13 protein-coding genes are annotated in these 12,141 nt (G+C 68.4%); 5 read left to right on the top strand and 8 right to left on the bottom strand.

The features are described from left to right. The gene (locus tag FOF52_RS19215) at nt 1-621 is read left to right on the top strand and encodes a response regulator (protein WP_248593938.1); all 621 of its coding nucleotides are present in this window, start codon (nt 1-3) and stop codon (nt 619-621) included. 64 nt (nt 622-685) lie between these two features. Here the strand turns inward: FOF52_RS19215 and FOF52_RS19210 are convergent, their stop codons facing one another. The 6 genes from FOF52_RS19210 to FOF52_RS19185 all read right to left on the bottom strand — a co-directional run bounded on the left by FOF52_RS19210 (nt 686) and on the right by FOF52_RS19185 (nt 7,858). Beyond that, entirely contained in the window at nt 686-2,107 is a 1,422-nt protein-coding gene (locus FOF52_RS19210; RefSeq protein ID WP_248591303.1) for an NAD(P)/FAD-dependent oxidoreductase, read from the bottom strand. Between the two features lie 41 nt (nt 2,108-2,148). Further along, nucleotides 2,149-2,976 (bottom strand): ABC transporter permease, encoded by an 828-nt coding sequence (locus FOF52_RS19205; protein WP_248591302.1) that lies wholly within the window; start codon nt 2,974-2,976, stop codon nt 2,149-2,151. Continuing rightward, on the bottom strand, nt 2,973-3,836 hold the full coding sequence (locus FOF52_RS19200; RefSeq protein WP_248591301.1) for an ABC transporter permease: 864 nt from the start codon (nt 3,834-3,836) through the stop codon (nt 2,973-2,975). The genes FOF52_RS19205 and FOF52_RS19200 overlap by 4 nt, the downstream gene beginning before the upstream one ends. Nucleotides 3,837-3,843: 7 nt before the next feature. Further along, on the bottom strand, nt 3,844-5,082 hold the full coding sequence (locus FOF52_RS19195) for a polyamine ABC transporter substrate-binding protein (RefSeq protein ID WP_425265504.1): 1,239 nt from the start codon (nt 5,080-5,082) through the stop codon (nt 3,844-3,846). A 68-nt stretch (nt 5,083-5,150) separates the two neighbouring features. Next, on the bottom strand, nt 5,151-6,302 hold the full coding sequence (locus FOF52_RS19190) for an ABC transporter ATP-binding protein (RefSeq protein WP_248591300.1): 1,152 nt from the start codon (nt 6,300-6,302) through the stop codon (nt 5,151-5,153). 101 nt (nt 6,303-6,403) lie between these two features. Further along, the gene (locus FOF52_RS19185) at nt 6,404-7,858 is read right to left on the bottom strand and encodes a gamma-aminobutyraldehyde dehydrogenase (protein ID WP_248591299.1); all 1,455 of its coding nucleotides are present in this window, start codon (nt 7,856-7,858) and stop codon (nt 6,404-6,406) included. A 238-nt stretch (nt 7,859-8,096) separates the two neighbouring features. On the opposite strand from FOF52_RS19185, the gene FOF52_RS19180 reads away from it, so the two are divergent. Further along, nucleotides 8,097-9,485 (top strand): aspartate aminotransferase family protein, encoded by a 1,389-nt coding sequence (locus tag FOF52_RS19180; RefSeq protein WP_282573709.1) that lies wholly within the window; start codon nt 8,097-8,099, stop codon nt 9,483-9,485. Between the two features lie 102 nt (nt 9,486-9,587). Here FOF52_RS19180 and FOF52_RS19175 read toward each other — a convergent pair whose 3' ends face one another. Together FOF52_RS19175 and FOF52_RS19170 are read right to left on the bottom strand one after the other, a co-directional pair. Continuing rightward, nucleotides 9,588-9,851: a hypothetical protein gene (locus FOF52_RS19175; protein WP_248591297.1), complete on the bottom strand. Its 264-nt coding sequence runs from the start codon at nt 9,849-9,851 to the stop codon at nt 9,588-9,590. Nucleotides 9,852-10,048: 197 nt separating this feature from the next. Further along, entirely contained in the window at nt 10,049-10,540 is a 492-nt protein-coding gene (locus FOF52_RS19170) for an ATP-binding protein (protein ID WP_248591296.1), read from the bottom strand. Nucleotides 10,541-10,719: 179 nt separating this feature from the next. Between FOF52_RS19170 and FOF52_RS19165 the strand changes: the two genes are divergently transcribed. The 3 genes from FOF52_RS19165 (at nt 10,720) to FOF52_RS19160 (ending at nt 12,076) form a co-directional block, all read left to right on the top strand. Continuing rightward, a complete protein-coding gene (locus FOF52_RS19165) occupies nt 10,720-11,589 on the top strand; it encodes a helix-turn-helix domain-containing protein (RefSeq protein ID WP_248591295.1) in 870 nt (289 codons plus the stop codon). A 1-nt stretch (nt 11,590) separates the two neighbouring features. Continuing rightward, the gene (locus FOF52_RS22215; protein WP_425265503.1) at nt 11,591-11,782 is read left to right on the top strand and encodes a DUF397 domain-containing protein; all 192 of its coding nucleotides are present in this window, start codon (nt 11,591-11,593) and stop codon (nt 11,780-11,782) included. 81 nt (nt 11,783-11,863) lie between these two features. Further along, on the top strand, nt 11,864-12,076 hold the full coding sequence (locus FOF52_RS19160) for a DUF397 domain-containing protein (protein ID WP_341849698.1): 213 nt from the start codon (nt 11,864-11,866) through the stop codon (nt 12,074-12,076). Nucleotides 12,077-12,141: the final 65 nt, after the last annotated feature.

The following is a 12,141-nucleotide window of genomic DNA, read 5'->3' as shown; positions in this document are numbered from 1 at the left end:
GTGCCCTACAAGGCCAACATCCTCCTCGTCGACGACCGTGAGGAGAACCTCACCGCCCTTGAGGCCATCCTCACCTCACTGGACCAGAACCTGGTCCGCGCGAACTCCGGCGAGGCCGCGTTGAAGGCGCTGCTGGAACGGGACTTCGCGGTGATCCTGCTCGACGTGGTCATGCCGGGGATGGACGGTTTCGAGACCGCCACGCACATCAAGCAGCGGGAGCGGACCAAGGACGTCCCGATCATCTTCCTGACCGCCGAGGGGATCGACCGCCACCGGGTCTTCCGGGGCTACGCCAGCAGGTTCGTCGACTACATGACCAAGCCGCTGGACCCGTGGCTGCTGCGTGCCAAGGTGGAGGTGTTCCTGGAACTGGACCGGCTGCGGCGGCAGCTGCAGAGCCAGAGCGACTGGCTGCGCCGCGACCTGTCCCAGGACTCCGCGGGGGTGGGGACGGTCGTCGCCGAACTGTCCGCGCTGGTCAACGAGATCAACGACACGCTGGAGGGGGTGCGGGAGAACTCCGTGGACGACGAGCGGCTGCTGGGCGTGGTCCGCGAGCTGAACGATCCGGTCCACCGGCTGACCCGCCTGGTCCAGGCGCTGCGGGCGCAGCGGTGAGCGCTGTCGGGCCGGACGTGCCGGGGGCCGGTACCGGCCCCCGTTCCTCCCGCCGGTCGGCGGCCTAGCTGTCGAAGCCCATGCCCACCGCGTCCAGGGTGCGCAGCCACAGGTTGCGTCGGCCGTTGTCGCGGTCGGCGGCGGCGATGGACCGGCGGGTCAGCTCGATGCCGGCGTAGCGGAGCGGTTCCGGCGGGAACGGGATCGGCTTGCTGCGGACCATCGCGGTGCGGGTGCGTTCCGTCTCCGCGCCCGCGAGCCGGTCCAGCATGACCTCCGCCCCGAACCGGGTCGCCGCCACTCCCAGGCCGGTGAACCCGGCGGCGTAGGCGAGCCGTCCGCCGTAGGCGGTGCCGAAGTAGGCGCAGAACCGGCTGCACGTGTCGATCATCCCGCCCCAGGTGTGGGTGAACCGCACGTCCTCCAGTTGTGGGAAGGTCGTGAAGAAGTGCTCGGCCAGCTTCTGGAAGGTCTCGGGCCGCTGGTCGTACTCGGGGCGCACCCGGCCGCCGTAGTGGTAGACGACGTCGTAGCCGCCCCACAGGATGCGGTTGTCGGCGGTGAGCCGGTAGTAGTGGAACTGGTTGCCGGCGTCCGACATCCCGGCGCGGCCGGACCAGCCGACGGCCGCGCGCTGCTCGGCGGTCAGCGGCTCGGTCATCAGCGCGTAGTCGTACACCGGCACCACGAAGGCGCGGAGCCGCCGCAGCGGGCCGGGGAACGCGCCGGTCCCCCATGCGACCTGCCGGGCCGCCACCGAGCCGCCGCGGCTCTCCAGGCGCAGCCGCCCCGGTTCGGCGCGGACCGCCCGCACCGGGGTGTGCTCGAAGATCCGCACGCCCAGCCCCAGGCAGGCCCGGCGCAGTCCCCAGGCGAGTTTGGCGGGGTGCAGCATGGCCACCCCGTCGCGGTCGTGGATGCCGCCCAGGTAGGTGGGCGAGTCCACCTCGGCGCGCATCTGGTCGGCGTCCAGCTCCACCACGTCGTAGCCGAGGGCCCGCATCCGCCGCGCGTCCTCGGCCAGCTCGGCGAGCTGCCACTCCTCGGTGGCGACGGTGATGCCGCCGGTGCGTTCGAACTCGCAGTCGATGCCGTACCGCTGCACGGTCTCGGCGATGCGGTCCAGGTTCTGGTGGCCCAGCCGCTCCAGTTCGGCGATCTCGTCGGGCCACCGGTCCACGCCGTTGGCGTGGCCGTGGGTGAGGCTGGACTCGCAGAACCCGCCGTTGCGTCCCGACGCCGCCCAGCCGACCGTGCGCGCCTCCAGCAGCACCACGTCGCGGCCGGGGTCGCGCTCCTTGGCGAGCAGCGCGGTCCACAGGCCGCTGTAGCCTCCGCCGACCACGGCCAGGTCGGCGGCCAGGTGCCCCTTCAGCGCCGGCTCCGGTTCGGGGACCGTGTGGCCCCCGATCCGGGGGTCCTGCCAGAACACCCGGGGTTCGGCGGTGGCCAGCGCGGCGGCGGCCAGGCGTGCGGTAGCGGACACGGGATATCACCCTTCTCGGCGGGTCGGGCGGCGCCCCGGGGTCAGGAGCGCCGCCTGGCGAGGACGACGTTGGCGACGGCGAGCAGCACGCCCACCGTGAAGATCAGCGTGCCCATCACGTTGACCTGCGGGGGGATGCCGACCCGGGTGGAGCCCCAGATCCACAGCGGGAAGGTGGTGAGGTCGCCGCTGACGAAGGTGGTGATGATGAAGTCGTCCACCGACAGCGCGAACGACAGCAGGCCGCCCGCCATGATCGCGGGGAACAGCATGGGGAAGGTCACCAGCCGGAACGTGGTCCAGCTGTCGGCGCCCAGGTCGCGTGCCGCCTCCTCGATCCTCGGGTCCATCGTCATGACCCGGGCCCGTACCGTGATCGCCACGAACGAGATGGAGAACATGACGTGCGCGATGATCACGGTGACCAGGCCGGTGGTCAGGTTGAGGGTGAGGAACAGCGACAGCAGCGCCGCGCCGATGACGACCTCGGGGGCGGAGATGGCCGCGAACATCACCAGGTTGCTGGCCCGCTGGCCGCGGAACCGGTAGCGGCCCATCGCCAGGCCGAGCAGGCTGCCGGTGAGGCCGGCGATGAGCATCGTGGCCACCCCGATGACCAGGGTGTTGAGCAGCGCCTCGTTGAGGTCCGGGTAGACGAACGCCTGGCCGTACCACTTGAGGGTGAACCCCTGCCAGGTGACGTTCTGGCGGCCGGAGATGTCGTTGAAGCTGAACGCGATCATGCCCGCGATGGGCACGAACAGCCAGACCAGGACGGCCCAGGTGAACAGCTTGCCGAAGCTGATCCGGAACCGCCGCCGGGGCGCGGCCGCCGCGGCGGTGTGCTTCTTCGTGGCGGTGGCGCTCATCCCGCCTGCACCTCCATCACCCGTTCGGTGCCCAGCGCCCTGGCGTAGCTGAAGATCCCGATCAGCAGGACCGCCATCAGCACGAACGTGATGGCCGCGGCGGTCGGGTAGGCGTTGTTGACCAGGTACTGCGACTGGATGATGTTGCCGATCATGGTGTTGTTCGTGCCGCCGAGCACCGAGGCGCTGACGTAGTCGGCGCTGCTGGGCACGAAGACCAGCAGCACTCCGGCGAAGACGCCCGGCAGCGACAGCGGCAGGACGACGTGGACGAACGCGTGGAACCGGGACGCGTACAGGTCGTGGGCGGCCTCGACGACCCGGTGGTCCAACTGCTCCAGCACCGCGTAGATCGGCAGGATCATGAACGGCAGGAAGTTGTAGGCCAGGCCGAAGACGACCGCGACCGTGGTGCTGAGGACACGCGCGTCCTCGGGCAGCAGCCCGAGGGTCTTGAGCGGCCCCAGCACCAGGCCGTTGTCGGCGAGCAGGAACTTCCAGGAGATGGTCCGCAGCACCTGCGTCACGAAGAACGGCAGCAGCACCAGCAGCAGGTAGGTGGACTTGTGGGCGCCCCCGTGGAAGGCGATCCAGTAGGCCACCGGGTAGCCGATGACGATGCACAGCAGGGTGGCGGCCAGTCCGTAGCCCAGTGAGCGCAGGATCTGCTCCCAGTAGGTGGTGACCACCTCCGGGTAGACCGCGACGTTGAAGGTCGGCCGGAACCCCGTGATGATGTTGCCGGTCATCAGGGACATCCACAGCAGTCCGACGACCGGCACCACGAAGAAGGCGCCCAGCCAGAGCCACGCGGGCAGCGCCAGCAGGTACGGGGCAGCCCTGTCTCGCAACCGTGTCATGGGTGTCCTACGCCTGGGTGATCGCCTGGAAGATGGAGTTGAACTCCTCGTCCTCCCCCGACTCCACGTCCAGGACCACGTAGTTGTGCAGCTTGGCGTAGTCGCTGTCGGAGGGGAAGACCAGCGGGCTGTTCGCCAGGTCCTCCAGGGCCTTCTTCTCCTCGCCGCCCAGTTCCGCGGCCCGGTCGAGCAGCACCTCCTTGGCGTGCGGCACCGGGCAGATGTAGTTGATGTACTCGGCGAGGCTCGCGGCGACGTCCGGGTCGTAGAGGAAGTCCATGAGCATGAGGGCGTCGACCGGGTTCGGCGCGGTGATCGGGATCGTCAGGTTGTCCGTCCACAGCGTGCCGCCCTCTTCGGGGATGACGAACTTCAGGTTGCTGCCCTCTTCGGCGTTGACCTGGAAGATGTCACCGGACCAGGCCATGGTGATCCAGATGTCGCCGTTGGTGAGCGGCTGGATGTAGTCCTGCTCGTAGTAGGCGCGCACGATCCCGTCGTCGCGCTGCTGCTTCAGGGCCTCGGCGGCGGCCTTCCAGTCGTCGACGGTGGAGTCGGCGGGCGAGACCCCGGTGTAGAACAGCCCGAAGTTGGAGATCTCCTGCGGGTCGCGCATCATGCCGACCCGGCCCTTGAACTCGGGGTCCCACAGGTCCTTGATGGAGGTGATCTCGCGTCCGACGCGGTCGGGGTCGTAGGCGATGCCGGTGATGCCCGAGGCGTAGGGCACCGTGTACTTGTTGCCGTAGTCGTAGGCCGACATCGTGTGGTACTCGTCGGTGAACTCGGTGAAGTTCGTCAGCTGCTTGCGGTCGAGCGGGGCGAGGTAGCCCAGCGCGATGAGCTTGGTGAGCTCCTGACCGTTGCTGATGACCATCAGGTCGGCGCCGACGTCGTCGCCGTTGGCGAGCAGCGGCTGGATCTGCCCGAACCACGACGGCATGTCCTGGATGGCCTCGTTGTACTCGACCTCGATGCCGGTCTGCTCGGTGAACCGTTGGAGTTCCGGTTTCTCGGGGTCCATGTACAGCGGCCAGTTGGCGAAGCGGACCTTGCCGTTGCTCTTCTTGTCCGCCCAGAAGTCCGCCGAGGTGGTGCCTCCCTGGCTCTGGCCCTCGACACCGCAGCCGGCGAGTGCCAGAGCGGCGGCGGAGAGTCCGGCGAGCCTGAAGGTGTCGCGGCGGCTGTAGCGGGCCTGAGTGAGGCCGCGGAGTTCTGCAGGGGTGATGGATCGGTTCTTACGCACGATGTCGTACCGCTCCTGGGATATGAGGGCTGGGAGCTCTATGGGGAAAAGGAAGACCGGCCGACCGCTCAGCCGGGAAGCACGTAGGAGTGCTCGGGACGCCAGGACAGCCACGCGGTGTCGCCGCGTTCGGCGAGATTGCTGGCGTCGGAGGAGTTCTGCTGGAACACCACGATCTCGGTGTCGTGGACGGTCCGCACGGTGTAGTGCGTGGCCGACCCCAAATAGACAACCTCGCGTACCGTACCGCGAACACGACTCAGATTCGCATTTGGTTCCTCTGTGCCCAGACGGATCTTTTCGGGACGAACGGTAATGACCAGCTCCGTTCCGGAAGCCGCCTGCTCCGCGTCGGCCAGGACGTGCTGGCCGTCACCGTAGTCGATCCGGGCACGGCCGTCGGAGGAGTCGCGGACCGTTCCGGTGAGGATGTTGGAGGTGCCGATGAACCCCGCGACGAACCGGGTGGCGGGCGTCTCGTAGATCTGCGCCGGGGTGCCGAGCTGCTCCACGAGCCCCTTGTTCATGACGGCGATGCGGTCGGACATGGTCAGCGCTTCGCTCTGGTCGTGGGTGACGTAGACGAAGGTGATGCCGACCTCGCGCTGGATGCGCTTGAGTTCCAGCTGCATGGCCTGGCGCAGTTTCAGGTCGAGCGCGCCGAGCGGCTCGTCCAGCAGCAGCGCGCTGGGCCGGTTGACGAGCGCGCGGGCCAGTGCCACGCGCTGCTGCTGCCCTCCGGAGAGCTGGGTGGGCTTGTGCTTGGCCCGGTCGCCCAGTTCCACGAGTTCGAGCATCTCGGCGACCCGGGTCCGGATCTCGGCGGCGGGCACCTTCTTGCGCTTCAGTCCGAAGGCCACGTTCTCCGCAACGGTCATGTGCGGGAACAGGGCGTAGCTCTGGAAGACCATGTTGACGTCGCGGCGGTTCGGCGGCACGCCGGTGACGTCCCTGCCCGCCAGGCGCACGGTTCCCGTGGTGGGCTCCTCGAACCCGGCGATCATCCGCATGGTGGTGGTCTTGCCGCACCCGGAGGGGCCGAGCAGGGAGAAGAACTCCCCCTGCCGGATCTCCAGGTCGACCCGCTCGACCGCGGTGGTCGTGGTCGGCCCTGAGCGGTAGGTCTTGCTGACTCCTTCCAGACTGATGGCGGGGGCCGCCCGGACGCCCGTCGTCTCTGCGCCGTACGCGGCCGGTGTCTCTTCCGTCGTGATCGCCATAGTCGGGTGGTCCTTTTGGGTGGGGGTCGTACCTCGCGGCGGGCCCGGCGCCGGGCCCGCCGCACACTTCCGCTGGTCCGGGGGGCGGACCAGCCGCTGTCTCAGTCTCTGCCGATGTAGCTCATCACGTGCTTGACGCGCGTGTACTCCTCCAGACTGTAGAGGGAGAGGTCCTTACCGTAGCCGGAGTGCTTGAAGCCGCCGTGCGGCATCTCCGCGACGATCGGGATGTGGGTGTTGATCCACACGCAGCCGAAGTCGAGGCGGCGCGAGACCCGCAGGGCGCGCGCGTGGTCCTTCGTCCACACGCTGGAAGCCAGGCCGTACTTCACCGAGTTGGCCCAGGCCACGGCCGTGTCCTCGTCGTCGAAGCGCTGGACGGTGATGACCGGGCCGAAGATCTCGTCGGTGACCATCTCGTCGCCCTGGCGCAGGTTCGACACGACCGTGGGGGAGAAGAAGTAGCCGGAACGGTCGACCCGGGAGCCGCCGGTGAGCACCTCGGCGTGGTCGGGGACACGGTCGAAGAAGCCGCTGACGCGGGCCAGCTGGTCGGGGTTGTTCAGCGGGCCGTAGTAGGCGTCGGTCTCGTCCGGTCCGGCGGTCTTGGTCTTCTTGGCCTGCTCGGCGAGGGCGGCGGCCAGGTCGTCGTGGACGCCGGGGGCGGCGAGCACGCGGGTGGCGGCGGTGCAGTCCTGTCCGGCGTTGAAGTACCCGGCCGCGGCGATGTCCTGGGCGGCCTTCTCCACGTCGGCGTCGTCGAAGACGATGACGGGGGCCTTGCCGCCCAGTTCCAGGTGGAGCCGCTTGAGGTCGACGGAGGCGGCCTGGGCGACCTCGTATCCGGCGCGGGTGGAGCCGGTGAGCGAGATGAGCCGCGGGATCGGGTGGTCCACGAGGGCGCGGCCGGTGTCGCGGTCGCCGGTGACCACGTTGAACACGCCGGGCGGCAGGAACTCCGCGGCGATCTCGGCGAGCAGCAGGGTGGACACGGGCGTGGTGTCGGACGGCTTGAGCACGATGGTGTTGCCCGCGGCCAGCGCCGGGCCGATCTTCCACGCGGCCATCGCCATCGGGTAGTTCCAGGGGGTGATCTGCCCGACCACGCCGAGGGGCTCCCGGCGGATCCAGGAGGTGTGGTCGGCCATGTACTCCCCGGCCGCCTTGCCCTCCAGGACGCGCGCGGCCCCGGCGAAGAACCGCAGCGCGTCGGTGACCTGCCAGATCTCGTCCTCTCTGGTGGACTGGACGGGTTTGCCGCAGTTCTCGACCTCTGCGGCGACGAGTTCGTCGGCGCGCGCCTCGACCGCGTCGGCGATCTTGTTCAGGGCGATCTGCCGTTCGGCCGGGGTGGAGTCGCGCCAACCGTTCTCGAAGGCGTCGTGCGCGGCGCGGAAGGCGCGGTCGACGTCCTCCGCGGTGGAGACCGGGGCTTCGGCGTAGGGCTCTCCCGTAGCGGGGTTGACGATCGGAGCGGTACGACCGTCGACGGAGTCCACGAACTCGCCGTTGACGAAGTTACGCAGGCGGCGCAGGCCGTCGGAGTGGCTGGTCACTTTCTCTCCCTGGTCGACTGCGTCACGACAGACGCAGGGCTGTTACGGAAACAGTGGCAGAACCCCCACCGTAAGACAAGGGATTCCGTCGTAAACATTGGATTTCACGACTAATACTTGACATGTCCGCTTTGGATGCAACTATTTCATTGGGGGCATCACGCGCTCCCGACTCTCTGCGCGGAGGGCGCCGCCGGTCGGCCGCTCCTCCGCTGGAACGCAGCTCTGGGGGAACCAAGTGACAGTGCGGTCAGGTAGCGGACTCGCGGCGAACGAGCTCCAGCAGGCGGCCAGGGACCACCTGTGGATGCACTTCACCGAAATGGCGACGTACCAGGACGCCGACGTCCCGGTGATCGCGCGGGGCGAGGGCCCCTACGTCTACGACGTCAACGGCAAACGGTACCTGGACGGCCTCGCCGGCCTGTTCGTCTCCCAGGTCGGGCACGGCCGCGCCGAGATCGCCGAGGCGATCGCCGAGCAGTCCCGGAAGCTGGCCTACTTCCCGATCTGGACCTACGCCCACCCCACCGCCATCGAGTTGGCGGACCGCCTCGCCGACCTGGCGCCGGGCGACCTCAACCGGGTCTTCTTCACCACGAGCGGCTCCGAGGCCGTGGAGTCCGCCTGGAAGCTGGCCCGCCAGTACTTCAAGCTCATCGGCCAGCCCACCCGGCACAAGGTGATCAGCCGCCGCATCGCCTACCACGGCACCAGCATGGGCGCGCTGTCGATCACCGGGCTCCAGGCGATCAAGACCCCGTTCGAACCGCTGGTGTCGAGCACCATCCAGGTGCCCAACACCAACTTCTACCGCGCCCCCGTGCACGGCGACGACCCCGAGGCGTTCGGACGCTGGGCCGCCGACCAGGTCGAGGAGGCGATCCTGCAGAACGACCCGGAGAGCGTGGCGGCCGTCTACGTCGAGCCGGTGCAGAACTCCGGCGGCTGCTTCCCGCCGCCGCCCGGGTACTTCCAGCGGCTGCGCGAGATCTGCGACCGCTACGGCGTGCTGCTGGTGTCGGACGAGGTCATCTGCGCGTTCGGACGGCTGGGCGCGTACTTCGGCGCGCAGCGGTTCGACTACCTGCCGGACATGATCACCTTCGCCAAGGGCGTCACCTCCGGCTACGTGCCGATGGGCGGCCTGATCGCGCGCGAGAAGCTGATGGAGCCGTTCCAGGAGGCGGGCAACACCTTCCTGCACGGCATCACCTTCGCCGGGCACCCGGTGGCCGCCGCCGCGGCACTGGCCAACCTGGACGTCTTCGAACGCGAGGGCCTCATCGGACACGTGCAGGCCAACGCGCCGGTGTTCCGGTCGACCCTGGAGAAGCTGCTGGACCTGCCGATCGTCGGGGACGTGCGCGGCGAGGGCTACTTCTACGGCATCGAACTGGTCAAGGACAAGGAGACCAAGGAGACCTTCACCGACGAGGAGGCGCACCGCCTGCTCAGGGAGTTCCTCTCCCCCGCCCTGTTCGACGCGGGCCTGATCTGCCGCGCCGACGACCGCGGCGACCCCGTCGTGCAGCTCGCCCCGCCGCTGGTCTGCGGCCCCGAGCACTTCGCCGAGATCGAGGGCGTGCTGCGCGAGGTGCTCACGGAGGCGTGGCGCCGGATCTGACCCTCTCCCGGGGACCGGGAAGCGGTGGGAGGACTTCCCGGTCCCCTCTCTCCCCCGCGGGCTCCCGCGGCCGCGCTCCGGGACCTCCCGGCGGGGCCGGTGTCAGGCCGCCAGCAGCTCCCGGAGGAGCCGGGCGAGTTCGTCGAACTCCCCTGGTTGTCCCGGGACTGACACGGGTTCGGAGGGCTGCAGGCCACCGGGGCCGGAAACGCGCGCGGAGCGGCACCGCCGGGCGGCGAGGGCCCGCTCGTGGTGGACCAGGTAGGGGCGGACCAGCGCGACCTCGTCGGCGTCCAGCCGGTGTGCGGGTTCCTGCGGCGCGGGCGCGGAACTGGGCGGACGGGAAGCGTTCGGCGGCGTCGGCACGGGAAGGGGAAGTCGGCCGCGCGCATGGCGGCCGGGGCGGTGCGGCCCGAAGACCTGGCTCAGCCAACGGACCAGACGGGCGACTGGATGCGGCATGTCGGCAAGCTCCCGAGATTGCTGACCACGCTCCGGGGGTGCGGGTGCACCCGCCGGGGCTTTTTCCGTGTTCGGGGTGGACCGGACGGTGCGGCACACGGTCAGGGGAGGCCCGGGAGGTCGGAGCGGACTCGGGAGTCCACGAAGGCGGTCAGAGCACGGGGACACACCAGCGGGGAGTCGGCAGCCAAGGCAGCCCACACGCTCTTGCCCGCGGCAGCCAGGGGCACGGTTCCGCAGTAGCCGCCGCTCAACTCGGTCACCAGCGCCAATCCCCGTCCGGACTCGGTCCACGGAGTGAGATCCCACGGTGCCACGGGCGAGGGCAGGGGCAGGGGGCAGTCCTTGGCGTCGCGGACCTCCACCACCACGCACCGCAGTGGACACGGCCACACCCGCAGCTCCACCGGTGCGGCCCCGTGCCGCAGCGCGTTGGTCACGAGTTCGCTGACCACCAGTTCGGCCTGGTCAGCCCGCTCGGCGCCGAGCCCGAACCGTTCCAGGTAGACCCGCGCCACCTGTCGCGCGACCACCACGTCATCCGGCACCGGCAACCGCCATCGGGCCAGGGCACCGTGATCTGCACCGTCCACGACTCCTCCTCCACGAGTACAGCGAGCAGCCGCCTGAGCCACTCAGAGTGATCTCATGGTGCATGATAAAATTTCTTCATGCAATATTTCATCAAGAAAAACCTCCGTTCCTACCCGACGCTGGTGTGGCCCGGCAGTAGCGATCTGGCACACTGAAGCCGCTGTCGAGGAGGAAGCACGTGAGCGAAGCCAGTTCTGGTCCTTCTGTCCGTCAGCGGTGGCTCGGTGAACGCCTCATGGAAATGCGTCTGGCCGCGGGACACTCCTCGTTGTCCTCAGCAGCCAAGGTGCTGAGGCGTTCGGCTCCTTCCATCAGCCGTCTGGAGAATGGACAGGTCGTTCTTCCGGTGAGGGACTTCCCACCGATCCTCGACGCCTACGGCGTCACCGACACGCAGACCCGGGAGCGCATTCTCGCTGTCGCCAGTGAGATCCAGCAGGAGCGGCGTGGTTGGTGGGTCGAATACGCCGACCGCCTCGCCCCCAGCTACATCGACCTGGTCAGACTCGAAGCGAGCGCGCGTCGGGCGAACAGTTGGGAGATGCAGTACGTTCCAGGACTGCTACAGACCCGTGAGTACGCCGTTGACCTCGGCAGGGCGCTCAAACAGCACCACACAGAAGAGGAACTGGAGCAGTTTGTCGAAGCCCGTATGAACCGGCAGAGCGTACTTGAACGCCAGAACGGCCCCCTGCATCTCCACGCAGTGCTCTACGAGGCGATACTGACTCAGCCTGTGGGCACACCCGCAACGTTCGCCCGGCAGTTGCAGCACCTCCTCGTCAAGAGCCAGATGCCGAACGTCACGCTCCAGGTTCTGCGGCAGCCCAGCCGACCGCATGCCTCGATGACGGGTTCCTACACACTGCTGGAGTTACCCAGCCTCACCGTGGTCCAGGTCGAACTCATGACCAGCACCGTCTACGTCGAGGACGAGTCCGATGTCGCCCGATATGAGCGAGCGTGGAACGATTTGGTTGATCAGGCGTTGGACGTCACGGAGTCCCGCAGACTGATCGAACAGACCATCGACCACCTGGAAGCCTGACATGGTACTTGGCAGAACCTGGCGTAAGAGCAGTTACAGCGGCCCTCAGGGATGTGTGCGTGTCCGCCTTCTCGACGGTGAACGCGTCGAGATCGGTGACACGAACAACCTCGACGGCCTGTCACTGGTCGTTTCGGGCACTGCCTGGGAATGCTTCCTCGCCGTTCTGAAACAGGAAGGGTCCGACCGCTAGCCGGATGGTTCTCCGGGGAGACCCGAAACTCTCGCCGAGAGAATCGCGCACGCTCACCGAGAAGATCCTGAAGGAGTTCACTTGACGCGCTCCGGCGCTCGTCGCAACTCTGACGAGACGATGACCTGGGTGAAGTCCAGCTTCAGCACCGGTTCCGCGAACTGTGTGGAGGTGGCGGCCCCGAGGACAGGGGCAGCCGTCCGCGACTCCAAGAACGCCTGCCTCGGCCACCTGACCTTCGGCAACGCCGAGTGGAGCGCCTTCGTCGAAGCGGTCAAGACGACAGGTTTTTGAGCCTGCCGTCAGCCCGTCCCCTCCTCAGGAGCCGATCGGGGTGTTCTTGAGCAGCCGTCGGGGCC

The sequence above is a fragment of the Thermobifida alba genome (genome assembly GCF_023208015.1).
GTDB classification, from domain to species: Bacteria; Actinomycetota; Actinomycetes; order Streptosporangiales; family Streptosporangiaceae; genus Thermobifida; species Thermobifida alba.
Note: the sequence above shows the minus strand (reverse complement) of the source record. Positions and strands in the feature narration are given on the sequence as shown.

Coding starts and splice junctions, on each gene's coding strand:
- FOF52_RS19190 (WP_248591300.1), bottom strand. CDS start 6,302: ATGGCGATCACGACGGAAGAGACACCGGCCGCGTACGGCGCAGAGACG.
- FOF52_RS19205 (WP_248591302.1), bottom strand. CDS start 2,976: ATGAGCGCCACCGCCACGAAGAAGCACACCGCCGCGGCGGCCGCGCCC.
- FOF52_RS22215 (WP_425265503.1), top strand. CDS start 11,591: ATGGTACTTGGCAGAACCTGGCGTAAGAGCAGTTACAGCGGCCCTCAG.
- FOF52_RS19200 (WP_248591301.1), bottom strand. CDS start 3,836: ATGACACGGTTGCGAGACAGGGCTGCCCCGTACCTGCTGGCGCTGCCC.